The 26070-nt window shown below is 74.9% G+C and carries 16 protein-coding genes; 11 read left to right on the top strand and 5 right to left on the bottom strand.

From position 1 onward, the window contains the following. Positions 1-115 precede the first annotated feature (115 nt). From ABTY56_RS16600 to ABTY56_RS16590, 3 genes are all read left to right on the top strand, one after another. The gene (locus ABTY56_RS16600) at positions 116-430 is read left to right on the top strand and encodes a hypothetical protein (RefSeq protein ID WP_350629508.1); all 315 of its coding nucleotides are present in this window, start codon (positions 116-118) and stop codon (positions 428-430) included. A gap of 108 nt (positions 431-538) precedes the next feature. Further along, complete coding sequence (locus tag ABTY56_RS16595; protein WP_350629506.1) at positions 539-1060, top strand: SigE family RNA polymerase sigma factor; 522 nt, start codon at positions 539-541, stop codon at positions 1058-1060. Further along, positions 1050-2045, top strand: a complete 996-nt coding sequence (locus ABTY56_RS16590) for a hypothetical protein (RefSeq protein ID WP_350629504.1) — start codon at positions 1050-1052, stop codon at positions 2043-2045. Before ABTY56_RS16595 ends, ABTY56_RS16590 begins: the two co-directional genes overlap by 11 nt. 57 nt (positions 2046-2102) lie before the next feature. On the opposite strand, the gene ppc is transcribed toward ABTY56_RS16590, so the two are convergent. Next, positions 2103-4943: a phosphoenolpyruvate carboxylase gene (ppc, locus tag ABTY56_RS16585; RefSeq protein ID WP_350629502.1), complete on the bottom strand. Its 2841-nt coding sequence runs from the start codon at positions 4941-4943 to the stop codon at positions 2103-2105. Between the two features lie 259 nt (positions 4944-5202). Here ppc and ABTY56_RS16580 point away from each other — a divergent pair, with 259 nt between their 5' ends. Then, complete coding sequence (locus ABTY56_RS16580) at positions 5203-6471, top strand: sensor histidine kinase (protein ID WP_350629500.1); 1269 nt, start codon at positions 5203-5205, stop codon at positions 6469-6471. Positions 6472-6493: 22 nt separating this feature from the next. Here the strand turns inward: ABTY56_RS16580 and ABTY56_RS16575 are convergent, their stop codons facing one another. Both ABTY56_RS16575 and ABTY56_RS16570 read right to left on the bottom strand, forming a co-directional pair. Continuing rightward, positions 6494-7051, bottom strand: coding sequence for an SUKH-3 domain-containing protein (locus ABTY56_RS16575; protein ID WP_502893139.1), 558 nt, complete (start codon positions 7049-7051; stop codon positions 6494-6496). A gap of 95 nt (positions 7052-7146) precedes the next feature. Beyond that, a complete protein-coding gene (locus ABTY56_RS16570) occupies positions 7147-7608 on the bottom strand; it encodes a YwqJ-related putative deaminase (protein ID WP_350629498.1) in 462 nt (153 codons plus the stop codon). Positions 7609-8288: 680 nt separating this feature from the next. On the opposite strand from ABTY56_RS16570, the gene ABTY56_RS16565 reads away from it, so the two are divergent. The 4 genes from ABTY56_RS16565 to mfd all read left to right on the top strand — a co-directional run bounded on the left by ABTY56_RS16565 (position 8289) and on the right by mfd (position 18398). Beyond that, the gene (locus ABTY56_RS16565) at positions 8289-9290 is read left to right on the top strand and encodes an SMI1/KNR4 family protein (RefSeq protein WP_350629496.1); all 1002 of its coding nucleotides are present in this window, start codon (positions 8289-8291) and stop codon (positions 9288-9290) included. A gap of 85 nt (positions 9291-9375) precedes the next feature. Further along, a complete protein-coding gene (locus ABTY56_RS16560) occupies positions 9376-12225 on the top strand; it encodes an SUKH-4 family immunity protein (protein WP_350629494.1) in 2850 nt (949 codons plus the stop codon). 265 nt (positions 12226-12490) lie between these two features. Beyond that, positions 12491-13981, top strand: coding sequence for a hypothetical protein (locus ABTY56_RS16555; protein WP_350629492.1), 1491 nt, complete (start codon positions 12491-12493; stop codon positions 13979-13981). A gap of 787 nt (positions 13982-14768) precedes the next feature. Next, entirely contained in the window at positions 14769-18398 is a 3630-nt protein-coding gene (gene mfd, locus ABTY56_RS16550; RefSeq protein ID WP_350629490.1) for a transcription-repair coupling factor, read from the top strand. Positions 18399-18560: 162 nt separating this feature from the next. Here the strand turns inward: mfd and ABTY56_RS16545 are convergent, their stop codons facing one another. Beyond that, entirely contained in the window at positions 18561-19199 is a 639-nt protein-coding gene (locus ABTY56_RS16545; RefSeq protein WP_350629488.1) for a DUF4352 domain-containing protein, read from the bottom strand. A 207-nt stretch (positions 19200-19406) separates the two neighbouring features. Here ABTY56_RS16545 and ABTY56_RS16540 point away from each other — a divergent pair, with 207 nt between their 5' ends. The 3 genes from ABTY56_RS16540 to ABTY56_RS16530 all read left to right on the top strand — a co-directional run bounded on the left by ABTY56_RS16540 (position 19407) and on the right by ABTY56_RS16530 (position 24257). Next, positions 19407-21674, top strand: coding sequence for an N-6 DNA methylase (locus ABTY56_RS16540; RefSeq protein WP_350629486.1), 2268 nt, complete (start codon positions 19407-19409; stop codon positions 21672-21674). 181 nt (positions 21675-21855) lie between these two features. Continuing rightward, positions 21856-22554 carry a hypothetical protein gene (locus ABTY56_RS16535; protein WP_350629484.1) on the top strand — a complete coding sequence of 233 codons (699 nt, stop codon included), beginning with the start codon at positions 21856-21858 and terminating at the stop codon, positions 22552-22554. 59 nt (positions 22555-22613) lie between these two features. Beyond that, the gene (locus ABTY56_RS16530; protein ID WP_502893138.1) at positions 22614-24257 is read left to right on the top strand and encodes a protein kinase domain-containing protein; all 1644 of its coding nucleotides are present in this window, start codon (positions 22614-22616) and stop codon (positions 24255-24257) included. Between the two features lie 258 nt (positions 24258-24515). Here the strand turns inward: ABTY56_RS16530 and ABTY56_RS16525 are convergent, their stop codons facing one another. Further along, positions 24516-25778, bottom strand: a complete 1263-nt coding sequence (locus ABTY56_RS16525) for an IS256 family transposase (protein WP_502893136.1) — start codon at positions 25776-25778, stop codon at positions 24516-24518. Positions 25779-26070 lie beyond the last annotated feature (292 nt).

Raw genomic sequence — 26070 nt, 5'->3', positions numbered from 1 at the left:
GGGTACGCAACAGTCGTACAACGCTTGACCGGCCAAACCTGAATCCGTGTGAGAAGCCTGTGCGGGATCGGATAGCGTCGGCCCGGGTACGCGAACGAGTCCTGGGGAGTTCTCGATGCGGGGATTGGGTCCGGTCCGCCCACTGCGGCGGATCCGGGTGGTCCGGCTGAAGCAGTTCGGACGGCGGGTCGGAACGGCCGGTGCGCTGGGGGCGGCCGGAATGCTGCTGTCGAGCGGTGCGCTGGCGCACGCCGACCCGGTGGCGGAGCCGGATCCGCTGATCGCCCCGGAGCCGGCGGCCCAGCCGGTGCTCGGCGAGTCGATGGGCCCCGACGCGGGGCTGTTGGCGGTCGGCGGCGGCCTCCTGGTCGCGGGCGGCGGAGCGGCGCTGTGGTTGAAGCGCAGGCGCGCGGGCGAGCCCGCGGAGTAGTCACGAGTCCTCAGGGGCCGGTGTCCACGGTGGTGGGTGCCGGCCCTTCGTCGTACCTTCCCTCCCCGGGGTGTCATCCGTTTCCGGCGTGCGGGGCGTCATGGGGGTATGAAGCGCGAATCGATGCGCCCGGGGGGCTCGGGGGCCGATCCGTTCGACGAGTTCGTCGCGGCTCGGTACCAGGCCCTCCTGCGGGGGGCGTACCTGATCACCGGGGACGTCCACGACGCCCGGGACCTGCTGCACGACGCATTGGCCCGGGTGTACCCGAAGCGGACGGCGATCCGGGACGTGGCGGCGGCCGAGGGGTACGTGCGGACGACGATGGTCCGCGCCCACGTCTCGCGCTGGCGGCGGACCCGGCGGGAGGTGCTCACACCCGTGCCGCCGGACTCCCCGGGGGCCGCGGTGGCCGAGCACGACGAACAGCTGGCCGCGGCGCTGCGGGCACTGCCGCCCCGGCAGCGGGCGGTCGTGGTGCTGCGCTACTACGTCGACCTGCCGGTGGCGCGGGTCGCGCAGGAGCTCGGTTGCTCGGAGGCCACGGCGAAGACGCATCTGGCGCGGGCGATGAAGACGCTCCGGCAGGAGCTGGCACCGGCGAGGGAGATGGTGGGGCATGGCGGCTGAACGCCCGGACGGGTTCGAGGAGGAACTGGTCGTCCGGCTCGGCGCGCGGGCGGGGTCGGTGTCCGGCAGCCCGCCGCCGGCCGGGCTGCGGGAGGCCGGGAGGCGGCGGAGGCGGCGGCAGACCGCGCTGCGGGGGGCGGCCGCGGTGGTGGTGCTGGCCGCCGGGGTCGGGGCGCTGACCCAGCTGGGCGGCGCCGGGGGCGGCGGAGACGTGGAGCACCGGCTGCCCGCGGGTGGGGCCAGCCCGACACCGGGGCTGTCGGCCTGGAACGAGGTGGGCGTGGTCCTGGGCTGCAACGGGCCGACGTCGCTGCGGACCCCGGGTTGGCACGAACACCCCACCCTGCCGCCGGCGGGGGTGTCGTCGTCCGGGATCCCGTTCTCGGGGACGTCGTCGTCCGGGATCCCGTTGTCGGGGACGTCGTCGTCGGGGATCCCGTTGTCCGGGGTGTCGTCGTCCGGGATCCCGTTGTCGGGGACGTCGTCGTCGGGGATCCCGTTGTCCGGGGTGTCGTCGTCCGGGATCCCGTCGTCTCGGCCGTCGTCCTCGGGTTCGCCGTCCCCGTTGTCGTCCGAGCAGCTGAGCCGCCTCGACCTGGCGCGGGCCGGCGTGGCCGTCGACAAGCTTGCGAACGCGGGCTATCGGGACCACTACTTCGGCAGTTGCCAGGACGCGCAGACCAACACGCTCTACGTGATGCGCGTTCCGGGCAGCGCCCTGGACGCCGCCGCTACGGCCGCGGTGGCCGACTGGCCGTCGGTGAGGCTGCGGTTCGCCGATGCCGTCGCTTCGCGTGACGAGCAGAAGGCCCTCGTGGCCAGGATCGAGGCGGACCGCGCGTACTGGCAGTCCGAGGGGGTGGAGATCCAGTTCGTGGTGCCCGGCGGCGACGGTGCCGGCGTGGTGGTCGACACCCCGCAGTGGGAGTCCGCCGCGGCACGGATCAAGGCGAGGTACGGCGCCCTGGTGGTCGAGGTGCGCTAGCGCGACGCGAAGGGGCCGACGGCACACGTGCCGTCGGCCCCTTCCCCGTGCCCGGGGTCAGCCGGTGTTGCGCAGGCCGGCGGCGATGCCGTTGACGGTCAGCAGCAGCGCGCGGGCGCGCAGCGGGTCGTCGCTGCGGCCGGCCGAGACCTCCTCGCGCTGGCGGCGCAGCAGCGCGACCTGGAGGTAGGAGATCGGGTCGAGGTAGGCGTCGCGGACGGCGAAGGTCTGCTTCAGCACCGGGTTGTGCTCCAGCAGTTCGCTCTCGCCGGTGAGCCGGAGGACCTCGCGCAGGGTGAGGGCGTGCTCGTCCTTGATCTGGTCGAAGACGTGGCGCAGTTCGCCGGGCACCAGCTGCTCGACGTAGTGGCGGGCGATCCGCAGGTCGGTCTTGGCCAGCGTCATCGCGACGTTGGACAGGAAGTTGCGGAAGAAGTGCCACTCGCCGTACATCTCGTCCAGCACGTCGCCCAGGCCGGCCGCGCGGGCGGCGGCGAGGCCGGAGCCGACGCCGTACCAGCCGGGCACGATCTGGCGGGACTGGGTCCAGCCGAAGACCCACGGGATGGCCCGCAGGCCGTCCAGGCCCGCGCCGGAGTCGGGGCGGCGGGACGGGCGGGAGCCCAGGTGCAGCGAGGCGAGCTGGTCGACCGGGGTGGAGGCGAAGAAGTACTTCGGCAGGTCCTCCTGCTCGACCAGGCCGCGGTAGGCGGTGTGGGCGGCCTCCGAGACCCGGTCCATCGCGGCGTCCCAGCGGGCCAGCTCCTCGGGGGCCTGGCGCGGGGCGGTGTGCAGCGCGGACGCGGCGAGGGTGGCGGAGAGGGTCAGCTCCAGGTTCTCCCGGGCGAGCGAGGGGAGCAGGTACTTGTCGGAGATGACCTCGCCCTGCTCGGTGACCTTGATCTCGCCCTCCAGGGTGCCCCAGGGCTGGGCCAGGATGGCCTCGTGCGAGGGGCCGCCGCCGCGGCCGACGGTGCCGCCGCGGCCGTGGAAGAGGCGCAGCCGGATGCCGTAGCGGTGGGCGACGTCGCGCAGTCGGCGCTGGGCGCGGTGGATCTCCCACTGGGAGGTGGTGATGCCGCCGAACTTGGAGGAGTCCGAGTAGCCGAGCATGACCTCCTGGACGTCGCCGCGCAGCGAGACGAGCAGGCGGTAGGAGGGGTCGGAGAGCATCTCGTCGAGGATGCGGTCGGCCTGCTGGAGCTCGTCGGTGGTCTCCAGCAGCGGCACGATGCCGATCTTGGCGATGCCGGCGTGCAGGTCGATCAGGCCGGCCTCGCGGGCCAGCACGGTGGCGGCGAAGACGTCGTCGGCGCCCTGGCACATCGAGATGATGTAGCTCTCGACGATCTCGTCGCCGAAGCGCTCGAAGCCCTGGCGGATGGTGTTGAAGACGCCGAGGGTCTTGGTGCCGGCCTCGTCCAGGGGAGCCGGGGTGGGGGCGAGCGGGCGGCGGGAGCGCAGTTCCTTGGCGAGGAGCTTCTGCCGGTACTCGCGGGGCATGTCGGCGTAGCGCCAGGCCTCCTCGCCGAGGCGGTCGAAGAGCTGGCCGAGGGCGTGGTGGTGGGCCTCGGCGTGCTCGCGCACGTCCATGGTGGCGAGCTGGAGGCCGAAGGCCTCGATGGTGCGGATGGCGCGGGCGAGGCGGCCGTCGGCGATGAGCTCGCCGCGGTGGGCGCGCAGCGAGTCCTGGATCAGCCGCAGGTCGGCGACGAGTTCGCGGGTGCCGAGGTAGTCGCGGCCGTCGACGTGCGGGGTGCCGCCGGCCAGGCGCTCGCGGGTGTTCTCCAGCTTGAGCCGGATGCAGGTGGCCTTGAGGCGGTAGGGCTCCTCGGCGTTCATCCGCTTGTAGCGCGGGCTCAGTTCGGGGAGCAGGTGCAGGTCGGTGTTGAGCGAGGCGAGCAGTTCGACGGAGGCGCCGGCCAGCCGCTCGGAGGTGGAGAGGGTGTTGCGCAGGTCGTCGATGGCGGCCAGGGCGTCCTTGATGCCGTACTCGTGCTGGAGGTTGAGGACGTCCCAGGTGACCTGCGGGGTGACGTTGGGGTTGCCGTCGCGGTCGCCGCCGATCCAGGTGCCGAAGGTGAGCGGGCGGACGCCGTCGGGCAGGTTGAGGCCGACCCGGGCGAGCTCCTCCTGCAGCTCCTCCAGGACCTCGGGGACGGCCTCGCGGTAGAGCTCGTCCAGGTAGTAGACGGCGTTGCGGGCCTCGTCGGTGGGCTCGGGCCGGGCGATGCGCAGTTCGTCGGTCTGCCAGAGCAGGTCGATGACCTCGGCGAGGCGGCGGTCGGCGGAGCGCTGTCGGGAGGTGCGCCGTGCGGCGGCTCGGTCAGGGGTGGTGGCCGGGTCGGTGGAGACGAGGCCGGAGGTGGTGAGCTCCTCGCGGTGGATGCGGTCGAGGAGTTCGCCGACCCGGCGCAGCTTGTTGAGGACGCTGCGGCGGGCGGCCTCGGTGGGGTGCGCGGTGAAGACCGGGCGGACCGCGAGGTGGGCCAGGGTGTCCGCGAGGTGCTTGGGGTCGGCGTCGGCGAGCTGGTCGGCGGTCTGCGCGAGCAGCGAGCCCTCCCGGGCGCGGCGGGTGGCGAACTCCCGGCCGCGGTGCACCTGCTCGGTGACGTTGGCGAGGTGGAAGTAGGTGGAGAACGCCCGGACCAGCTTGGCGGCGGTGTCCAGGTCGATGTCGGAGAGGAGTTCGGCGGTGGCCTCGCCGTCGGTGCGGCTGAGCAGACGGACCTGTTCGACCAGGCCCAGCAGCTGGGGGCCCTCCTGGCGGACCAGCGTCTCGCCGAGCAGGTCGCCGAGGCGGCGGATGTCCGCACGCAGGGCTGAGTTGTCGGCGACTGCGCCGGCTGCGACGCCGGGGGTGGGGCTGTCCGCCGGGGTGGGGACCGGAGCGGTCACGGCTGGCTCCCTGTGGTGGTGGGGTTCGGCAACGGCTCATCGTCACAGGTCCACACGCGTGTGGCGGTTGTGACGCGTGCGGACCGCGCTGTCCGACGCGACCAGCATAGGTGTCGGGGCGTTCGCTGTCCGCGAGGTGGCCGGATGGCGGACAGAGCTGCCGAAAAGCAGCGGTGGTCTGGACCACTTGGCGGACTCGGAAGGTGTGCCGGACAATCCCGGTGGGGAGGGGTGGGGATTGCCGCATAGTCTGTCGGGCATGAGCTTGTCGCCGGGGGAGCGCGCGCAGGACCGGTCGTTCTGGTGGTGGAAGCGGCCGCGCAGCGCCTTCCTGGACATCGGGCTGGCCGTACTCGCCGCCCTGGAGTGCGCGGTCAGCACGATCGCCTTCCTGTCCGCCCGGGTGGACCTGACGACCGCCGGCGTGATCGGGGTCGCGGTGCTCGGCTCGCTGGCCGGCGGCTCGCTGGTGCTGCGCCGGCGCTGGCCGGCCGTCCCGGTGCTGGTCACCCTGCTCGCGATGCCGGGGATGCTCGGCGTCCTGCTGCTGGTCGTGGCGCTGTACACGCTGGCGGAGACCTGGGAGTGGCCCTCGCGGCGCCGGCGGGTGGTGGCGCTGTCCGGGCTGGCCTTCGCCGAGGCGGTCGCCGTGATGATGGTGTCGATGCTGACCCCCGGTGACTCGGCCGCGGAGCCGCCGCCGCTGTGGGGCCAGGTCCTGATAGCGGTGCTGGTGGCGGTCGGGCTGACCGTCCCCCCGGTGGTGACCGGCCTGTACGTGGGCGCGCGGCGGCGGCTGATCGAGTCGCTCAAGGACCGCGCGCACGGCCTGGAGGCCGAGCTGGACCTGCTGGCCGAGCAGGCGCAGGAGCGCGCCCGCCGGGCCCGGCTGGAGGAGCGCACCCGGATCGCCCGGGAGATGCACGACGTGGTGGCGCACCGGGTGTCGCTGATGGTGGTGCACGCCGGGGCGCTGGAGCGGATCGCCGTCAAGGACCCGGAGAAGGCCGCGCAGAGCGCCAAGCTGATGGGCGAGGTGGGCCGGCAGGCACTGAACGAGCTGCGCGAGATCCTCGGCGTGCTGCGGATGGACGACGAGCGGCAGCCGGAGCCGGACTCGCTGGCCGGGCTGCCGCGGCTGGTGGACCAGTCCCGGGCGGCCGGGATGGCGGTGACGCTGACGGTCAGCGGCAGCCGGCAGGAGTTCACCGGCGAGGCCGAGCAGACCGCCTACCGGGTCGTCCAGGAGGGGCTGACCAATGCGCACAAGCACGCGGGCGGCGCACAGGTGTCCGTCCTGCTGGCGTACGCACCGAACGGGGTGCGGGTGAGCGTGGTGAACGCCTGCCCGGGCGGGGAGCGGGGTGCGGCCCAACTGCCCAGCGGGGGCAACGGGCTGGTCGGGATGCGGGAGCGGGTGATCGCGCTCGGCGGCACCTTCTCGTCCGGGCCGGAGGCGGACGGCGGGTTCCGGGTCGAGGCGGTGCTGCCCTCCCGGCTGGCGGTACGGGCCGAGCGGCTGCGGTGACCGCCGCCGCTCCCGGCCCTGCTCAGCGGTCGTCGGCGGTGCGCAGCCGTTCCGGGGAGGTGCCCAGCACCAGCGCGGTGATCGCCTGGTCGATGCCGTGGCCGAGGAACCACTCGCCGGTGTGGTCCAGGCTGTAGACCCGGCCCTCCTCGTCGACGGCGAGCAGCGCCTGCCCGTACGCCTCCTCGCCGAGCGACGCGACCTGGGTGCCCAGCGCCCGGCCGAGGTCCAGCAGGGTGCGTGGCTGGTGCAGGCCGCACAGCGGGTCGATCAGGAACGGGGTGCGGGCCAGCTGGCGGCCCGGGCCGGACAGGTCGAAGGCGAGGCCGCCGAACTCGGCCCAGGCCTCCACCGCCGCCGGGAAGACCGTGTGCGCCACGCCGTTGGGCGCGCCGTACCCGACCAGGGCGTCGGCCCACTCCTCGGCCTGCTGGATCTCCCAGCGGCCGGGGTGCCAGCCGGCCGCCTTGAGCTCGGCGGCGACGTCGGCGGGGAAGCGCGGACGGGTCCGCCCGAGCGTGCCGGTGGCGGAGTCGCCGGGGGTTCCACCGCCAGGGGTTCCACCGCCGGGGGTGGACAGGGTGGCCGGCGGCGGCGGCGGGGGCGGGCTGGGCGGATTCAGGGTGGCCTCCAGGGCTCGGGGACGGGGGACGGACCGGACCGGCGCTCGACCGGTCAGCGCACGGGCGGTCCGACGGCGACGCTCTGCACGGTGAAGTGCTCCAGCATCGGCGTGCAGGAGCGGCACGGCGGGGCGTGGGTGCCGTGCAGCGGATCGCCTTCCTCGCGGATCCGGAGGGTCGTCATCCGGGAGCCCTTGAGCGCCTTGCGGGCCTCGTTCAGGCTCATCGGCTTGCGGGCCGCGCGCTTGGAGCGCCGGCCGTCGACCGCGGTCAGGTACTGCGAGAGCAGGACGGCCTCCGGGCAGCGGCCGGTGAACCGCTCGCGGGCCTCCAGCGGCAGGGTGTCCAGGAAGCCGGTGACCAGGTGGTGCAGGACCGGGCGGCGGTCGTCCTTGTCGCCCGCCAGGGTGTGCACCTCGCCGCCCTTGAGCGACAGCGCGGCGGCGACGGCGGGCAGCAGGCTGTCGCGGTGGTGGCGCAGCACGGGCGGGTCCGCCGGCTCACCGGTGGTCATCCGTCGTCCTCCTCCTCGTTGCCCGGCCGTCGGCCGGAGTGGCCCGGCCGGTCCTGGGCAAGCCTGTCAAACGACACCGACATCCGTACAACCGGGGTGCGGGGGTGGCGGATACCGGGCGGACCGGGCGGGCGTCACCCGATGCTGGCCGAAGGCGCACCCCCTCGTCATGACTTGTCCGCCGATTTACCGAAACCGTCACCGGCCGGGGCGGCGGCCGGTACCGTCCGGCGGCGAGCCGAGTGGGCGTGGCCGCTCGTCCGGGCGGCTGTCGGCGGGGCCGACTCCGGTGCCCGTGTCGGGTGTTGAGGACGGCTGTCGGGGCGGGCTGTCGGGGCCGGGTGCCGGGGCCGGACGTCGGGAGCCGGGGTCGGCCCGGCCTGCGGCGCCCGCCCCGCAGCCCGCGTTCCGTCATCTCGGCCACCGCTCCGGGCCGTTCCCGGTCGCCGGACGGGACGCCCACGAACTGCTCGGCCCGCCTCGTGGCCGCACCCCACCGGCGCTCACCAGGGCTCACCGGGGCTCGGCAGGGGCGGCCGACGCGGGTGCCGGGCGGGCGGCGACAGGCCGGGCCGCGGGGGCGGAGGTTGTCCAAAGGCGGGGGCCCGGGCCTTGAGGGGACCCCCTAGGCTGGTGTCAGCAAGCACCGAGTATTTGCAGCAGCCAGTGGGGGCTCCCAGATGACGACAGGTCGGCCCGGCGTCGCCGCCGCACCGAACGCGGCGTACGCAGGTCAGGTGGTGCAGTTCCCGGATCCGGTCCGTGCCGAGCGGCACCCCGCCGGGGTCAGCGTGGACGAGTACGGCTACCCGGACTTCGGCCCGTACGCCGCCGCCGCGGCCGAGGTCGCGGACCCGCCGGAGGGCTTCGGCGTGGACGAACTGCGGCTGACCGACTACGTCTCGGCCAACGCCGCGCTCTACACCCAGGGCCACCCGCTCTGGGCCGACCTGGAGACGGCCGTGGCCACCCCGCCCGGCTGGACCTGGCACCACGCGGTCGGCCGCGCCGCCCCCGGCTGGCGGCGGATGGAGCTCGTCCCGGTCGAGGTCAAGGCACTGCTGCGGCACCACGGCGGCCTGGCCGTCTCCGCCGCCGACCACACCCGGCGCGGCACCCGCCCGCTGCAGGAGCGCCGGGCAGTCCACTTCTCGCTGGCCAAGGACGGCGGCGACCCGATCGGCGTCCCTGAGGACCTGGTGCAGCGCGCCGAGGAGCGCCTCGGCTACCGGCTGCCCGGCGCCTACCGCACCTTCCTCAAGCTGGGCGGCGGCCGCGGCCCGGTCGGCGTGGCGCTGGACACCGACCTCGGCCTGCTGCTCGACCAGCCGTTCCTGACGCTGGCCGAGGAGTACGGCACCCAGGACGTCGTGTACGCCAACAAGTGCCTGCGCGACCACCTCACCAAGGACTACCTGGCGATCGCCTACGCGCAGGGCGGCCTCGTCGCGCTCAAGGTGCGCGGCGAGCGGACCGGCTCGGTCTGGTTCCACCTGTACGACGACGCCCGCGACACCGGTGGCCCGGAGGCCCCGGAGGACCGCTGCGCCCGACTGCTGCTGCCCTGTGGCGAGGACTTCGACGCCTTCCTGCTGCGGTTGGCGGGCAGCCCGCCGGAGCTGGAGACGGTCGCGGAGCTGATGGTGGACGGCGGGTTCGCCCGGGCCGTCCCGGTGGGCTGATGCGCGGGATCGCGGTGGCCGCGGTGGTCGCGGTGGTGCCGGTGGAACGGGGGACGACGAGGATGCGGACAGGGGTGAACCGGGCGTGGTGACGTACGCGCAGGCGCAGGAGCTCGCCGAGGAGTGGATCAACGGCGGAGTGCCGCGCTCGCGGCAGCGTGAGGTGCGGGTCCGGGAGTTCGACCTGGGCTTCGTCTGCTGGGCGATGCCGCCCGGGGACGGGACCGGGGACGGGGCCGGGGCCGTGGGGCCGGACGGCTCGGTCGGTTCGGGTGGCGGCTCGGGTGAGGCACGGCTGGTGATCGCCCGGGACACGGGCGCCAGTTCGCTCTGGCCGGCGCTGCCCGTCAACGAGGTGGTCCGGCAGTACGAGGAGATCTACGGGCGGCCGGTCGCGGCCAACCCGGCGGGGGCGGCGAAGCCCGCGCCGGGGCCGGTGGAGGCGACGTCCTTCCTGCTCAGCCCGCCGCAGTGGCTGCAGGAGGCGGGGGCCGCGGCGATCGCCGCGGAGGCGGAGCGGCTGGCGGGCGGTTCGGCCGCCCCGCAGGCCGGCGCTCCGGCGCCCGCGCCCGCTCCGGCGCCCGCGCCTGCTCCCGCGCCCGCTCCGGCGCCCGCGCCTGCTCCCGCGCCCGCTCCGGCGCCCGCGCCCGTCGAGGATCCGTTCGCTCCGGCGGTGCCGCCCGCGCCCGCCGTGTTGACCGAGCCGCCGGTTTCCGACCGGCCCGCCGGGGACGCGCCGACCATGCTCGCCCCGCCGCCGGGCTTCGACGAGCCGGTCGTCGCGCCGCAGCCGCAGGCCGCCGCGCCGCTGCTGCCGCCCGCTGCCCCGGTCGGACCGCCCGCCGGACCGCCCGCCGGACCGCACGCCGGACCGCCGGCGCCGCCGGTCGGCGCCGAGGCGGCGACCGTCCTGATGCCCGACGGGCTGCGGACCACCGGCTCGGACCTGCCCGACGCGCCCGCACCGGGCGCCGAGGCCGCGACCATGCTGATGCCGCCGGCGAGCGGCGGCTACGGCATGCCTCCGGTCCCGCCGTCCGCCGCCCAGCCGCCGGCACCCGCACCCGCCCCGGCCGCCGAGCCGGCGCCGACGCTGCTCGCGCCGCCGGACGCGATGCCCGGGCTGATGGGCCTGCCGGGTGCCCCGGCCACCCCGCCCGGTGCGCCGGTGCCGCCCGGTGCGCCGGTGGAGCACGCGCCGACCATGCTCGCTCCGCCCGGCGGAGCCCCCGGTCTCGCCGGCCTGCCGGGTGCCCCGGCCACCCCGCCCGGTGCGCCGGTGCCGCCTGGTGCGCCGGTGCCGCCCGGTGCGCCGGTGGAGCACGCGCCGACCATGCTGGCTCCGCCCGGCGGAGCCCCCGGCCTCGCCGGCCTGCCCGGCGCCCCGGCCACCGGGACGCCCGCCGCCGGCGCGCCGCAGGGCGGTCTCGGCCGCGCCCCGGGCTCGGCCCCGCCGCCGCCCCCGCCGGCCGCGCTGCGCGGCGGCCCCGCCGGTGCGCCCGGTGCGGGCGTCGCTCCCGGCGCGCCGGGCCGCGGCGGCAACTCTGCCCCGCCGCCGCCCCCGCCCGCCGAGCTGAAGCACACCGGCGGTTCCGGCACGCCCGCCGGCACCCCCGGTGGCCGTACGGCCGGTTCGACCCCGCCGCCCCCGCCCCCGGCGGGGCTGCGCGGCGGCGCCCCGGCGCCCCAGGGCACCCCGGCCGGTGGCACGCCCTCGGCCGGGGTGGCGTACGAGGCGACCCAGCTGGCGAGCGCGATCGACCCCGCACTGCTGGGCGGCGGCCCGGCGGACCCGGGCACCCCGCCGTCCGGCGGCCCCGCCGTCCCGCCGCCGCCCGGCGGCCCGGCGGCCCCGGTCGCGCCCGCGGCCGGCTACGGCTACCCGAACGCGGGCGGCGCAGCCGGGGTCGTCCCCCCGGCGGCGGTGACCGGCTCGCCGCAGCCCGCGCCGGTGCCCCCCGGGGTGCCCGCGGTCGGCCCGGGCTACTTCGCCGCGCTCAGCTACCGGGGCCCGGACGGCTCGGAGCAGAAGCTGCTGCACCGCAGCGAGCCCGGCACCCCGCACCCGGAGTGGAAGATCCTCCAGGACCTGCGCCGGCTCAACGTGCCGCCGGAGCAGGTGCTGGAGCTCTACACCGAGCTGGAGTCGTGTGACCTGCCGGGCGGCTACTGCAACCGCATGATCGCCGCGTCCTGGCCGAACGTCCGGCTCACCCACACCGCCCCGTACGGCCGCGACCACGCCTCCCGGCAGGCGGGGATGGCCGAGCTGCTCGACCACCTGGACGAGCTGCACCAGCTGGCCTCCGGTGCCCAGCGGGTCCGCCCGTTCCGGGTCCCGCTGCCGACGCCCGGGACGGTCCAGGCGCTGCCGCCGCTCCCGCCGCAGCAGCTGGCCCAGGAGGTCGGCGCCGCCTTCGGGCAGAACGTGTTCCGCTACGAGCAGCGTGCCGTCTCCCGCCAGGGCGTGCCCGAGCCGGTGTCCCAGTCCCTGATGTGGGCCGGGCTGCCGCGCGACTTCGGGCCGTTCTTCTGGGCGCAGGCGCAGGAGGGCCGTCCGATCCCGACGCTCGCCGAGCTGGCCGCCGAGCGCGGCCTGGCCGGCGGCCCGGACTTCGGCGGCTACCTGGTGCTCGGCAACGACTACGGCCGCCAGCTGTGCGTCCAGTACGGCACCGCGAACGTGGTCGCGGTGGACGTCGATGGAACCGGCCAGCCGCCCCGGTTCGTCAACAGCGGTGTACCGGAGTTCGTCCGCGCGCTGGCCCTGCTGGGCCGGATGTGGCGGCTGCGGTACGGGCTGACGCCGGACCAGGCCGGTCGCTGGACGACCGACTTCCAGGCCCAGCTCGCCGCGATCGACCCGGCGGCCCTGCAGAACGCGGACACGTGGTGGGCCGTGCTGCTGGAGCAGTTCTGGGACGGTCTGCTGTAGCGGACCGTCGCGGATCCTCGCAGGTGGGGAGGGGTCGTTCCGGTGTCCGGGACGGCCCCTCCGGCGTGCCGCCGTGGCTGTGCCTCGTTGGGGTTTCGCCCCGATCTGCGCAAAATAGGTCAAGAGGATGGGTCTATTCGTCCGGTCCTCGACGTATTTCGGTCCGCACGACGACCGAATCCGGCCCCGGGCTCCGAACCGGTTCCGGATCCGGCCGTTCCGTCCGATCATGGGCTCCGCAGCCCGCGAACGAGGGGAAGAGCCCATGAGCGACGCCGTCCCCCAGTACGGCTTCACCCAGGCCCGGCGCGGCTACGCGCCCGAGCAGGTCGAGCGAGCACTTGCCGCGCTCACCGCACAGCGCGACGAGTCGTGGGAACGGCTCAGCGTCCTGGGTGCCGGGATCCGGCAGATGGAGGCCCGGCTGGAAGACATCCGCCGGGCCGCCGAGGAGGCTCCGGAGCCCGACTACCAGGTGCTCAGCGAGCAGGCCGCCGGACTGGCCGTGATGGCCGGGAACGAGGCGGGCGCCGTCCGGGAGAAGGCGGAGCGCTTCGCCGAGGACCTGCGCGACGAGGTCTACGAGGCCGGGCAGACGCTCGACCGGGAGGCCAAGGAGTACGGCACCACCACCCGTACCGAGGCCGACGCGGCCGCCCGCCGCACCGACGAGCGCACCCGTGCCGAGGCCGAGGGCATCCGCTCGGAGTCCGACCGGGAGAGCCGCGCCGCCCGGGACTCCGCCACCGCCTACGCCGCCAAGGTGCGGGTGGCCGCCGCCGAGGCCAGCGAGCAGGCCGAGGCCGAGCTGGCCGCCCGGCGCCGCAAGGCCGACGAGACCTTCGCCGCCGCCCAGGCCAAGGCCGACGCCGAGGAGACCGAGGTCTCCGCGACCGCCGAGCGCCGGGTCAAGGAGGCGGAACAGCACCGGGAGACCGTGCTGAACCGGATCAAGCAGCTGGAGACGGACGCCCAGTCCAAGGCCGACCAGCTGATCGAGCAGGCCCGCCGGGAGGCCGAGAAGGTCAACGCGGCGAGCGAGCGCGAGCAGCGCGAGTTCGACACCCGGCTGGACACGGTGCAGCAGCACCTGGACCACATCAAGGCCACGTTGGCCTCGCTCACCGGGGCGGCGGTCGGCCAGATCGAGCCCGAGGTGGTGACCGGCGTGGCCGGGGGTCCCGCGGCTCCGGCGGCCCCCGTCGCGGCTGTGGCTCCGGAGCCGTCGAAGGCTCCGGCATCGGCTCCGGCTCCGGCTCCGACGGACGCGGTCGCCGATGCCGTGCCGGTGGACTCGGAGGCGGACACCGGGGAGATCCCGGTGACCAACCTGCGGAAGGCCTCGGCCTCCGGGCAGGCGCCGACCGCCCTGCGGGCCGCGGGTGCGGCCACGGGCGCGGCGGCGACGGCGGTGCTGCGCTCGCCGGTGGTCGGCGGAGGTGCTGCCAAGGCGTCCGCCGAGGCCGTGGTGACCGGTCCGGTCACGCCGGCCGTGGTCCCGCCGAAGCCCGCTTCACCGCCGGACTCACAGTCCGCCTCGCAGTCCGAAGCGGCGGCTGGAGCGGCGGTCGACGCGTCGGCCGAAGCGGGAGCCGAGGGGGACGGCGGTGCGGAGGGGAAGGCCGCGAAGGCCGGAGCCGGTGCCGGTGCCGCGCGGCAGTCGGAGGAGGAGACCCGGATCGTCCCGAAGATCGTCATCGTGGACGACGGCAGCGGCTACGCGACCCCCAACACCGTGAGCTACCGGCGCCGTTGACGGTTCGCCGGGCTTCCGGCGGCTGCGCGCCACGACCCCGGCCGCCTGCCTCGCGTCGCCTCGCCCGCGAGCGGCCGGGTGAGCTTCTCGTCCCGGGCCCTGACCGCCTCCCGGGCGGTCAGGGCCTCCGCGTTGCGGCCGGTCGTTCGGCGTCGGTGACCGGCCGGTGCGGCGGACCGGACGCCGGCCGGGGAAACGAAGTAGGCCGAGACCCGTGGCGCCCTCCAGGAAAGGGCGCCACGGTTCCCGGCGCTTGGGCGGGCGCCCCCACCCAGGGTCGCCCGGCCTCGCACCTCCGACCCCCATCGGGGGTGCGACAGTGCCGCCACAGCCATCCCCCACGGTTGGGTGCGGCGGGCACGTTCACCATGGTGCGCGATCTCCATGGACGGCCAGTGACCGGAGTATGTCCAGTTCGTGGCGGATGACCGTGACCGCCGGGGCGCGGCGCCCGGCTGGTTCGTCCACCGGTCGGTCCGGTGTTCCGTCCGGTGGTTCGTCCCCGGACATGTCCCTGCCAGAGGCGGGCCGCAGCCGGGCCGGAGGAGGGCCATGGTCAGGCCGGAGGAGGGCCATGGTCAGGCCGGAGGAGGGCCATGGTCAGGCCGGAGGAGAGGGGGCCGGGCGGCGGTTCGTCCCCGCCGGGGCGGTACGCCGCGTGCGTGTCCCTCCCGCGGCGTAGTCTGGAGACCCCCGGCCGCTCGGCGTGCCGGGTCGTTCGCGTTGCCCTGGCGGGCCCTCGCCGCCCGGGGGCAGCTCCAGCCACGGGACGAAGAAGAGACCCCAGATGAGCCTGACCGGACTGCTCGATGTCGTCGCGCGGGACGCGGCGCTCGCCGAGGCGATCGAGGCGGCCACCGCCACCGGAGCCGCGGCCGGCGGACGCCGCCACCTGGACCTGGTCGGACCGCCCGCCGCCCGGCCGTTCGCCATCGCCGCACTGGCCCGGGCGCTCGCTGGGCGGGCCGCCGGGGAGCGGGGCCGTCCGGTGCTCGCCGTCACCGCGACCGGCCGGGAGGCCGAGGACCTGGCCGCCTCGCTGCGCTCGCTGCTGCCCGCCGACGCCGTCGCCGAGTTCCCCGCCTGGGAGACGCTGCCGCACGAGCGGCTGTCGCCCCGCTCGGACACCGTCGGCCGCCGGCTGGCCGTGCTGCGCCGCATCGTGCATCCGCATGCGGAGGACCCGGCGGCCGGGCCGGTGCAGGTGATCGTCGCCCCCGTCCGCTCGGTGCTGCAGCCGCAGGTCAAGGGCCTGGCCGAGCTGGAGCCGGTGGCCGTCCGGCGGGGGGAGTCGCACGACCTGGAGGAGGTGGCCCGCCGGCTCGCCGCGGCCGCCTACGCCCGCGTCGAACTGGTCGAGAAGCGCGGCGAGTTCGCCGTCCGTGGCGGCATCCTGGACGTCTTCCCGCCGACCGAGGAACACCCCCTGCGGGTGGAGTTCTGGGGCGACGACGTCGAGGAGATCCGGTACTTCAAGGTCGCCGACCAGCGCTCGCTGGAGATCGCCGAGCACGGCCTGTGGGCGCCGCCCTGCCGTGAGCTGCTGCTCACCGACGAGGTGCGGGCGCGGGCCGCCGAGCTGTCCGCCGAGCACCCCGGACTGGCCGAGATCCTGGACAAGATCGCCGAGGGCATCGCGGTCGAGGGCATGGAGTCGCTGGCACCCGTGCTGGTGGACGACATGGAGCTGCTGGTCGACGTGCTCCCGCTGGGCTCGGTCGCGGTGGTCTGCGACCCCGAGCGGGTCCGCACCCGGGCCGCCGACCTGGTGGCGACCAGTCAGGAGTTCCTGCACGCCTCCTGGGTCGCGGCCGCGGCGGGCGGGGACCGGCCGATCGACCTGGAGACGATCGACGTCTCCGCCGCCTCGCTGCGCTCGCTCGCCGAGGTGCGCGAGCACGCCGCCGAGATCGGGCTGCCCTGGTGGTCCGTCAGTCCGTTCGCGACCAGCGAGTCGGCCGTCGACGGCATCCTGGAGTTCGACGCCAACACGCTGACGCTCGGCATGCACGCCGTCGAGGCCTACCGGGGCGACACCGCACGTGCGATCGCCGACGCCAAGGAGCGGCTGGCCGCGGACTGGCGGGTCGTCATGGTGACCGAGGGGCACGGGCCCGCCTCCCGCCTCGCCGAGGTGCTGGGCAACGAGGGCATCCCGGCCCGCCTCGTCGCCGACCTCGCCGAGGCGCCCACCCGGGACGTCGTCCACGTGTCCTGCGGCTCGATCGAACACGGCTTCGTGGACGAGCAGCTGAAGCTCACGGTCATCACCGAGACCGACCTGTCCGGCCAGAAGTCCTCCACCAAGGACATGCGCCGGATGCCCTCGCGCCGCCGCAACGCGATCGACCCGCTGGCGCTCGTCGCCGGCGACTACGTCGTCCACGAGGCGCACGGTGTCGGCAAGTACGTCGAGATGGTGCAGCGCACCGTCCAGGGCGCCACCCGCGAGTACCTGGTGCTGGAGTACGCCCCGGCCAAGCGCGGCCACCCCGGCGACCGGCTGTTCGTGCCGACCGACCAGCTCGACCAGGTCACCAAGTACGTCGGCGGTGAGGCCCCGACGCTGCACCGGCTCGGCGGCGCGGACTGGGCGAAGACCAAGCAGCGGGCCAAGAAGGCGGTCAAGGAGATCGCCGCCGACCTGATCAAGCTGTACTCGGCGCGGATGGCCGCCCCCGGCCACACCTTCGGCCCGGACACCCCGTGGCAGCGCGAGCTGGAGGACGCCTTCCCGTACGCGGAGACCCCGGACCAGCTGACCACCATCGCCGAGGTCAAGTCCGACATGGAGAAGTCCGTCCCGATGGACCGGCTGATCTGCGGCGACGTCGGCTACGGCAAGACCGAGATCGCCGTGCGGGCCGCGTTCAAGGCGGTGCAGGACGGCAAGCAGGTGGCGGTGCTGGTGCCGACCACGCTGCTGGTGCAGCAGCACTTCTCGACCTTCGCCGAGCGGTACGCCAACTTCCCGGTGACGGTGAAGGCGCTGTCCCGCTTCCAGACCGACAGCGAGGCCAAGGCCGTCCTGGAGGGGCTGTTCGAGGGCTCGGTGGACGTCGTCATCGGTACCCACCGGCTGTTCTCCTCCGAGACCAGGTTCAAGGACCTCGGCCTGGTCATCGTCGACGAGGAGCAGCGCTTCGGCGTCGAGCACAAGGAGCAGCTGAAGAAGCTGCGGGCCAACGTGGACGTGCTCACCATGTCCGCGACCCCGATCCCGCGCACCCTGGAGATGGCGGTCACCGGCATCCGCGAGATGTCCACCATCACCACCCCGCCGGAGGAGCGGCACCCGGTGCTGACCTTCGTCGGGCCGTACGACGAGAAGCAGATCTCGGCCGCGATCCGGCGTGAACTCCTGCGCGAGGGCCAGGTGTTCTACATCCACAACCGGGTGGAGTCGATCGACAAGGCGGCCGCCCGCCTGAAGGACCTGGTGCCCGAGGCGCGGATCGCCACCGCGCACGGGCAGATGGGGGAGACCCAGCTGGAGAAGGTCGTCGTCGACTTCTGGGAGAAGGAGTTCGACGTCCTGGTGTCGACCACGATCGTGGAGTCCGGCATCGATATCTCCAACGCCAACACCCTGATCGTCGAGCGCGGTGACACCTTCGGCCTCTCCCAGCTGCACCAGCTGCGCGGCCGGGTGGGGCGTGGCCGCGAGCGCGGCTACGCGTACATGCTGTACCCGCCGGAGAAGCCGCTCACCGAGACCGCACACGAGCGCCTGGCCACCATCGCCCAGCACACCGAGATGGGCGCCGGCATGTACGTCGCGATGAAGGACCTGGAGATCCGCGGCGCCGGGAACCTGCTCGGCGGCGAGCAGTCCGGGCACATCGCGGGCGTCGGCTTCGACCTCTACATGCGGATGGTCGGCGAGGCGGTGGCCGAGTTCCGCGAGTCGCTGGCAGGCGGCGGCGAGCCGGAGGAGGAGCCGCTGGAGGTGAAGATCGAGCTGCCGGTCGACGCACACGTGCCGCACGACTACGCGCCCGGCGAGCGGCTGCGGCTGCAGGCGTACCGCTCGATCGCGGCGGTCAACTCCGAGGACGACATCAAGCAGGTCCGGGACGAGCTCGTGGACCGCTACGGCAAGCTGCCCGAGCCGGTGGAGAACCTGCTGCTGGTCGCGGCGCTGCGGCTGTACGCCCGGCGGTGCGGCATCTCGGACATCACCCTGCAGGGCTCCAACGTCCGCTTCGGGCCGGTGGAGCTGCGGGAGTCCCAGCAGCTGCGGCTGAACCGGCTCTACCCGCGCAGCCAGGTCAAGGCGGCGGCCCAGCAGCTCCTGGTGCCGCGACCGAGCACCGGTCGGATCGGCGGCAAGCCGCTGGTCGGCCGGGAACTGCTGGGTTGGTGCCGGGAGTTCCTGTCGGCCATGTTCGACGACCTGGCGGGGGCGAAGAAGTAGCGTCCGTCGGGCGATGGCTCACGGCGGTCTCGGGCTCTGCCCGGGGCCGCCGTTCTGCGTGTGACCCCGGCGACGGCAACCCTCGGGGCGACGACCCGTGTGGCTGCGGCTGCGGCTGTGGTGGGGCTGCGACTGTGCGGCCGACGGTTGTGAACAGGGCCGTCAGCCGAGCTTCCACTGGCCGGTCTGCGGGGCGAATCCGCTGTCCAGGCCGAACTGGGCCTTGTCGAGCTTCGCGTCCTTCGGCACCTCGAAGGTGACGAAGCCGAGGGCGCTCTCACCGGGGGCGATGTTGGCGGGGACCTGGAAGCTCGGGCCGGCCTTGGTGTCGGCGATCGTCGTGCCGAAGGCCTGGCCCTGGGCGTCCAGCACCTTGGCGCTGTTGGCCGGGACGTCGCTGTAGGCCTTCTTGCCGCTCGCCTTGATCCGGAACTGGATCGCCACGAAGCGCTTGCCGTCGGCCGGGTGGGTGAACTCGTCCGCCCCCTCGGCGGTGTCGACCACCTTCACCAGCGTCACGTCGGCGGTGTCGGCCGGGTCGTTGCCCTTGAGCGCGATGGTGTCGCCGACCTTGGCGGGGGCCTTGGCGGTGTCGGCCGGCTTGCTCTCGGCCGGCTTGGCGGCGTCGGTGCCGTTGCCGGGGGCGGCCGCGGTCTGCTTCGCCTCGGTCGAGACGGAGGAGCCGCCGGTGGAGTTGCACGCCGTCGCGGAGAGCGTCACCAGCGCGGCGCCCAGCAGCAGGGCGGCGGTGCGGCGGGTGGCGGAGCGGCGGACAGCGGTGCGGCGGGCGTTCGCGGACATGGGTGTCTCCCGGTGATCGGTGGTCTTCCCTGTATCGCCCCCGGTCGGTGGCGACGGAGAAATCACACCACTCGCCCGTGAACCCTGTCAACAAGATTTCACAAAAGAGCTCTGTTCACATGTGAACTCGGATCACGAGGCGCATCGCTATGCTGTGTGGTCACAGTGCTGCGCCGTGTGGCCACAGCCCCACCGAAGGAGGCCCCCGTGCCGGACCGCCCCGAAGTCACCGCCGTCGAGATCGCCCGACTGGCCGGCGTCGGCCGGGCCGCGGTCAGCAACTGGCGCCGCCGTCACCCCGACTTCCCCCGCCCGGTCGGCGGCACCGACGCCAGCCCGACCTTCGCGCTCGCCGACGTGGACTCCTGGCTGCGCGCCCAGGGCAAGATCGCCGAACTCCCGCTGCTGGAGCAGGTGTGGCAGCTCGTCGACACCCTCCGCGACCCGGCCGGCCACCCCGCCGCCCCGCTGGTCGAGGCCGGCGCACTGCTCCTGCTGCTGCACCGGGCGCCCGGGCGCTGGGCCGAGCTCGCCGACCAGCCCGACACCCGGCTCGCCCTCGCGCTGCCCCGGGCCGTGGCCGACACCACCGTTCACACCTTCGGCCCGGACGGTGCCCGCCTCCTCGGCCTCCCCGCCCTGCTCGGCAGCACCCAGCTGGACCTCGCCCGACGGCTCGCCGCGCTCGCCGCCGACGCCGGCCCGGCCGGCGCGTACGAGCAACTGCTCACCCGTCACGCCGAGGCCAACACCCGGCAGCTCAGCCCCACCCCGCCGGAGGCCGCCGAACTGCTCGCCGCCGTCGCCGGCGTCCCCGCCACCGTGCTCGACCCGGCCGTCGGCCTCGGCGCCGTCCTGCTCGCGCACCCGCCGACCACCGGGCGCTACGGCCAGGACGCCGACCCGGTCGCCGCCGTCCTTGCCCAGCTCCGGCTCGCCCTGCACACCCCCGCCGACGAGCCCGGCCCGCTCCCGCTGGAACTGCGCACCGGCGACGCCCTGCGGGCCGACGGCTACCCCGGCGACACCTTCGAGGCCGTGCTCTGCCAGCCCCCGTACAACGAACGCGACTGGGGCCACGACGAGTTGCAGTTCGACACCCGCTGGCCCGGCGGGCTCGTGCCGCCGCGCGGCGAGTCCGAACTCGCCTGGGTGCTGCACTGCCTCGCCCACACCCGCCCCGGCGGCCTGGCCGCCCTCCTGCTGCCGCCGACCGTCGCCACCCGCCGGTCCGGCCGCCGCGTCCGCGCCGAACTGCTCCGCTCCGGCGCACTGCGCGCCGTCATCGCGCTGCCCGCCGGAGCCGCCCCGCCGTACGGTGTCCCGCTGCACCTGTGGGTGCTGCGCGCGCCCCGGCCGGGGGACGACTTCCGCCAGGTGCTGCTGCTCGACGCCGGGGCGGCGCTCTCCGCCCGGGCGGCGCTCTCCACCGGAGCCGCAGGGGCGCCCGCCGCCGAGGGCGGCCGGGACAAGGTCGACTGGCCCGAGCTGCGCCGCACCGTCCTGGCCGCCTGGCGCGGCTTCGACCTGGCCGCCCGCGAGGGCCTGCCGGTTCCGGCCGACCGCCCCGGAGTCCACCGGGCCGTGGCCGCCATCGACCTGCTCGACGACGAGACCGACCTCTCCCCGGCTCGGCACGTCCCGCCCGCCGCCCCGCTCGGCGGCGCGGCCGAACTCTCCCACGTCGGCAGCCGGTTGGCCGAACTCCTGGCCGGTTTGGCCGACCCCGCCACGCTGCTGCCGCAGCCGGGCGCGGAGGCGGGTGCCGCGACGGGTGCCGAGCCCGGTGCCGGGTCCGGTGCCGGGTCCGTCGGTGTGGTCACCATCGGTGAACTGGTCCGCAGCGGCGCACTGGAGGTGTACTCCTCCGGCACCGGCACCGGCACCGGCACCGGCACCGGACCCGGCACCGGCAGCGGCACTGCCACTCGCCCGGTGGGGTCGGGAACGGCCGGTACGGGAGCGGCCGGTACGGCAGCGGGGGGCACCCTCGTCGTCACCGACCAGGACCTCGCCACCGGCGCCGCGCCCAGTGCCGTCCTCGCCACCGCAACCGGCCCCGCCGGGGACGTCCGCACCCGGCCCGGCGACGTCCTCGTCCCCGCCCTCGGCGGCGGCACCGCCCGCGTCGTCCCCACCGAGGGCCCGCTGGTCGGCGCCGCCCTCGGCCGCCAACTCCACCTGCTGCGGCCCGATCCGGGCGCCCTCGACCCCGAGTTCCTGGCCGGCCACTTCCGCTCCACCGCCGGCACCCGGCGCGCCGCCAGCCACGCCACCACCACCGCCCGCCTCGACATCCGCCGGGTCGAGCTGCCCCGCCTCCCGCTCCCCGCCCAGCGGCGGCTCGGCGCCGCCTTCGCCCGCCTCGCCGCGTTCGACACCGCCCTCGGCCAGGCCGCCGCCCTCGGGCGCACCCTGGTCCAGGGCGCGACGGACGCACTGGCGACGGGCACCCTGGCGCCGCCGGCCGAGTGAGGTGACGCGGGCTCAGCGGCAGTCCGCCGTCGGCCCGGTGGCGGCCCGGTAGCGGGGCGGTACCGGCGCGATACCGATGCGGAACCGAGCGGACGGAAGGCCTCCGGGCGGACCGGGCCGGGCGGTACGGTGTGCTGAACCGTTCGCACCGCCACCGGTCCTCACCAGCTCAGGAGCGCGCATGTCAGGGCAGTACCCCGGGCAGTTCGGACCGCCGCCCGGCGGCACGCCGTACGGGCCGGGCGCGGTTCCTGCGGCGGGGGTGGGGCCGGGGGTGGGGTCGGGCGCCGGCCGGCCACCGATTCCCGGCCGGTTCGGGACGCCGGTGCGGGTCGCGTGCGCGCTGGCCCCGCTGCTGACGGTCGGCCTGCTCGGGGTCGTCCCCTCGCTGGTGCTGGCGGTCCGGCGCAGGCGGGCGTACGACATCGTCGGCGCGGTGGTGTTCTGCGCGCTGCTGCTGACCATGATGGTCTCCGCCGGGATCGCCGGCAGCCTCCAGGACCCGACCGCCGACACCACCGGCCAGACCACCCTGATCGTGCTCTGGTTGGTGCCCACGGCGCACTTCCTGCTGATGGACCGCCGCGCGGTCTGGGAGTCCGGTCGGCCCACCCCGCAGGCGGCCGCACCGTACGCGGCCCCGACCGCTGCGCAGTACCCCTCGCAGTACCCCTCGCCGTACGGCTCCCCGCCGGCCCCGCCGTACGCGGCGACCGTGCCCGGGTACGGCGTACCCGCGCCGACCGCCGGTCCCGCGCCCACCGCGCCGACCGCGTCCCCGGCTCCCTCCGCGCCCGCCACCCCCGCCTCCGGGACCGCCCACGACCTGCGTGAACTCGGCGAGTTGCTGCGTCGGCAGGCCCGCGAGGACCAGCCGTGACCACCACCCGGTTGATCGCCGGTCGCTACCGGCTCACCGAGAAGATCGGCCACGGCGGCATGGGCCAGGTCTGGGCAGGCCAGGACGAACGCCTGCACCGACCGGTCGCGGTCAAGCTGCTCCGCCCCGAGCACCTGCTCCCCGGCGGCACCGGCCGCACCGGAGGCACCGGAGGCGCCGGCGGCGAACGCGGCAGCCACGGCGACGAGTTGCGCCGCCGGTTCCTGCGCGAGTGCCGGGTCACGGCCGCGCTCGACCACCCCGGACTGGTCACCGTCTTCGACGCGGGCGAGGACGAGGGCGAGCTCTACCTCGTCATGCAGCGCATCCCGGGCGTCAGCCTGGCCGACCTCATCGCCGAGGACGCGCCCTTCCCCGTCGAACGCGCGGTGGCCGTCGCCGCCCAGCTCTGCACCGCGCTGGCCGCCGTCCACGCCATTCCGGTGGTCCACCGCGACCTCAAGCCCAGCAACGTCATGGTCCGCGAGGACGGTCGCCTCGTCCTGCTCGACCTCGGTATCGCCACCGCCCTCGACACCGAGGCCACCCGCCTCACCCTCACCGGCGTGCCCGTCGGCAGCCCCTCCTACATGGCCCCCGAACAGGCCCTCGCCGCCACCACCGACCCGCGCAGCGACCTCTACGCGCTGGGTTGCCTGCTGCACGAGATGCTCGCCGGCGAGGAGCCGTTCCGGGCACCCACCGCGCTCGGCGTCCTGCGCCGACACGTCGACGAACCGCCCGTCCCGCTACGGGAGTTGCGCCCCGAGGTGCCGCACGGACTGGAGCGGCTCGTCCTCGACCTCCTCGCCAAGCAGCCCGCCGACCGCCCCGCGGACGCCCAGACGGTGTACGGGCGGCTGCTCCCGCTGCTGCCCCCGGCCGCGGGCACCCCGCAGCCCCGCTACCCGGCACTGCCCGACCCCGTACGGCCGTACCGGTTCCCGCACCAGCCGCAACCCGCCGCCGTCGCCCCGGCCCCGCCGGTCCGACCGGAGCCGCGCCCCTTCCTGCGCACGCCCGTCCCGTCCGCACACCCCGCACACCCCGCACACTCCGCACCGGCGGCTCCGGTGGTTCCGCCCGCTCCCGCCACGCCGCCGCCGTCGCTCCCCGACCTGGGCGCCCAGTGCGCCCGTCTCTCCGACCTCGTGGACGTCGGCCGTCACACCGAGGTCCTCGGCCTCGCCGCCGGCCTGCTGCCCCGCGCCGAGGCCGAACTCGGCGACGCCGCACCCCTGGTGCGCACCATCCGCACCATCTACGCCCGCACCCTCCTCCACGAGGGCCACCCGCGGCAGGCCCTCCCCGAGTACCGCCGTCTCGCCGCCACCGCCGACGGCGGCCCGCACGGCCCCCAAGGCCTCGACCACCGCTACCGCGCCGCCATCTGCCTCGAACACCTCGGCCACGGCGCCGAGGCCCTCGCCGAGTACCAGGCCCTCCTCACCGCCCACACCGCCCGCCTCGAATCCGGCCTCGACACCGACCCCGAGCGGACCTACGACCTGCGCGAACGCATCGGCCTCCACCTCGCGGCCACCGGCGACCCGCAGAACGCCTGGCAATGGCTGCTCCCCCTCCTCCTCGACCGCGAACGCCGCGACGGCCCCCACCACCCCGCCGTCCGCCGCCTCCGCCAATCCCTCTCCACCCTCAACCCCCACCCCACCCCCTGGCCCCCCACCGCCGGCCGCGCGTAGGAAGTCGGCGGGTCCGACTTCTCGTGTGACGACGGCCGGCGGCCCGCACCCTGTCGGGCACCTCTCGCCCACGAAGCCGATCGTGTCCGCCGAGGTCCTGCGGAATCCTCGCCTCGCCCACCCCCGGGGCCGGTGCGGCGCCAGTCTTCGGGAGCCCACCGCAAGGCGGGATCGGAAAGCGGGACTATCAGGATTCCGGTGTACGACACCCGGTTGGACTAGCTGTTGATCTTGCCTTTCGGGTGTGGGCCGGTTGGCCTACGCCCGTCCGGCTGACAGGCGGCCGTCGAAGGCCATGTCGAAGGCATTCAGAGCGCCCATCCAGCGGTTGCTCCAGCGTTGCCGGCCGCGTCCGGTGGGGTCGAGGGCGAGGGTTGCGAGGTAGAGCCGTTTGAGTGCGGCCTGCTCGTTGGGGAAGTGGCCGCAGGCGCTGGCGGCCCTGCGGTAGCGGGAGTTGAGGCTCTCGATGGCGTTGGTGGTGCAGATGATCTTCCGGATCTCGGTGTCGAAGGCGAGGAAGGGGACCATCTCGGGCCAGGCTCTCTCCCAGAGTTTCACCACCGCCGGGTAGTTCGCCTCCCAGGCGGCCGTGAACTCGGCGAACCGCTCCAGCGCCGCGGCCTCGTTCGGTGCGGTGTAGACGGGCTTGAGGTCGCGGGCCACGGCTGCCCAGTCCCGCTTGGACGTGTAACGGAACGAGTTCCGCAGCAGGTGGACGATGCAGGTCTGGACCACGGTCTGTGGCCAGACCTGGGCGACCGCCTCGGGCAGGCCGGTCAGGCCGTCGCAGACCAGGATCAGGCAGTCCTTCACACCGCGGTTCTTGATCTCGGTCAGGACGGACTGCCAGTACTTCGCGCCCTCGCCGCCGCCCGAGGTCCACAGTCCCAGGATGTCGCGGTAGCCGTCGGCGGTCACGCCCAGGACCACGTAGACGGGCCGGTTGGCGACCTGTCCGTCGCGGACCTTGATGTTCACGGCGTCCACGAACAGCACCGGATAGACCGGGTCGAGGGGACGCGTGCGCCAGTCGGCCATGCCGTCCAGGACCCGGTCGGTGATGGTCGAGACGGTCTCCTTGCTGGTGGTCATGCCGTAGACCTCGGCCAGGTGCGCGACGATCTCGCCCGAGGTCAGGCCCTTGGCGGTCAGCGACACGACGAGGGCGTCCAGGCCCTCGGTCCGGCGTGCGTGCCTGGGCAGGACCTTCGGCTCGAAGGTCCCGGCCCGATCCCGGGGGATCTCAAGGGTGATCGGGCCGGCCTCGGTCATCACCGTCTTCATCCGGTAGCCGTTGCGGGCGTTGCCTCCCCTGCGGGACGAACGGCCGGGCTCCGCGGTGCCGGCCAGGTGCTCGTCCATCTCGGCCTCCAGGGCTTCCTGGAGCAAGTGCCGGGTGAGCTGCTGGAGCAACCCGCCCTCACCGAGCAGCTGCATCCCGCCGGCCCTGGCCTGCTCAGCCGCCAGCTCGGCGACCGACGCAACCACATCCGATCCGCCAGTATTCTTCCTCGGCCCCATGCCCAAGGCATCGGCCGTTTCCGGCTCCGACGAAACCGATCCGTCAGGAACCGCCCCGATCTGGTGATCCACCAGCGAGCTCATCAGTGTCTCCCTTGATCAGGGTGTCCACCGAATTCATGACACTCCCCGGAAAGCCGACGGCCGCAGTTCCGAGCCCCTGCTTCCGGCGGTGCGCCTGGGAGCGGGGAGCCGCTGGGCTCGGCGCTGTCGCCCGGCCGCAGGGCTGCCCCGGGTCCGGTGCGCGGGGTGCGTCGGCCCGGCCGTCCCCGGGCCTCCGGGAGTGGTGGGG

This window comes from Kitasatospora sp. NPDC097691, from assembly GCF_040302665.1.
Lineage (GTDB): Bacteria > Actinomycetota > Actinomycetes > Streptomycetales > Streptomycetaceae > Kitasatospora.
The sequence above is the reverse complement of the archived record's forward strand: the minus strand, read 5'-3'. Positions and strand labels throughout refer to the sequence as shown.

Coding starts and splice junctions, on each gene's coding strand:
- mfd (WP_350629490.1), top strand. CDS start 14,769: ATGAGCCTGACCGGACTGCTCGATGTCGTCGCGCGGGACGCGGCGCTC.
- ABTY56_RS16570 (WP_350629498.1), bottom strand. CDS start 7,608: ATGACCACCGGTGAGCCGGCGGACCCGCCCGTGCTGCGCCACCACCGC.
- ABTY56_RS16600 (WP_350629508.1), top strand. CDS start 116: ATGCGGGGATTGGGTCCGGTCCGCCCACTGCGGCGGATCCGGGTGGTC.
- ABTY56_RS16545 (WP_350629488.1), bottom strand. CDS start 19,199: ATGTCCGCGAACGCCCGCCGCACCGCTGTCCGCCGCTCCGCCACCCGC.
- ABTY56_RS16580 (WP_350629500.1), top strand. CDS start 5,203: ATGAGCTTGTCGCCGGGGGAGCGCGCGCAGGACCGGTCGTTCTGGTGG.
- ABTY56_RS16530 (WP_502893138.1), top strand. CDS start 22,614: ATGGGCCAGGTCTGGGCAGGCCAGGACGAACGCCTGCACCGACCGGTC.
- ABTY56_RS16590 (WP_350629504.1), top strand. CDS start 1,050: ATGGCGGCTGAACGCCCGGACGGGTTCGAGGAGGAACTGGTCGTCCGG.
- ABTY56_RS16535 (WP_350629484.1), top strand. CDS start 21,856: ATGTCAGGGCAGTACCCCGGGCAGTTCGGACCGCCGCCCGGCGGCACG.
- ABTY56_RS16525 (WP_502893136.1), bottom strand. CDS start 25,778: ATGGGGCCGAGGAAGAATACTGGCGGATCGGATGTGGTTGCGTCGGTC.
- ABTY56_RS16555 (WP_350629492.1), top strand. CDS start 12,491: ATGAGCGACGCCGTCCCCCAGTACGGCTTCACCCAGGCCCGGCGCGGC.
- ABTY56_RS16595 (WP_350629506.1), top strand. CDS start 539: ATGAAGCGCGAATCGATGCGCCCGGGGGGCTCGGGGGCCGATCCGTTC.
- ABTY56_RS16565 (WP_350629496.1), top strand. CDS start 8,289: ATGACGACAGGTCGGCCCGGCGTCGCCGCCGCACCGAACGCGGCGTAC.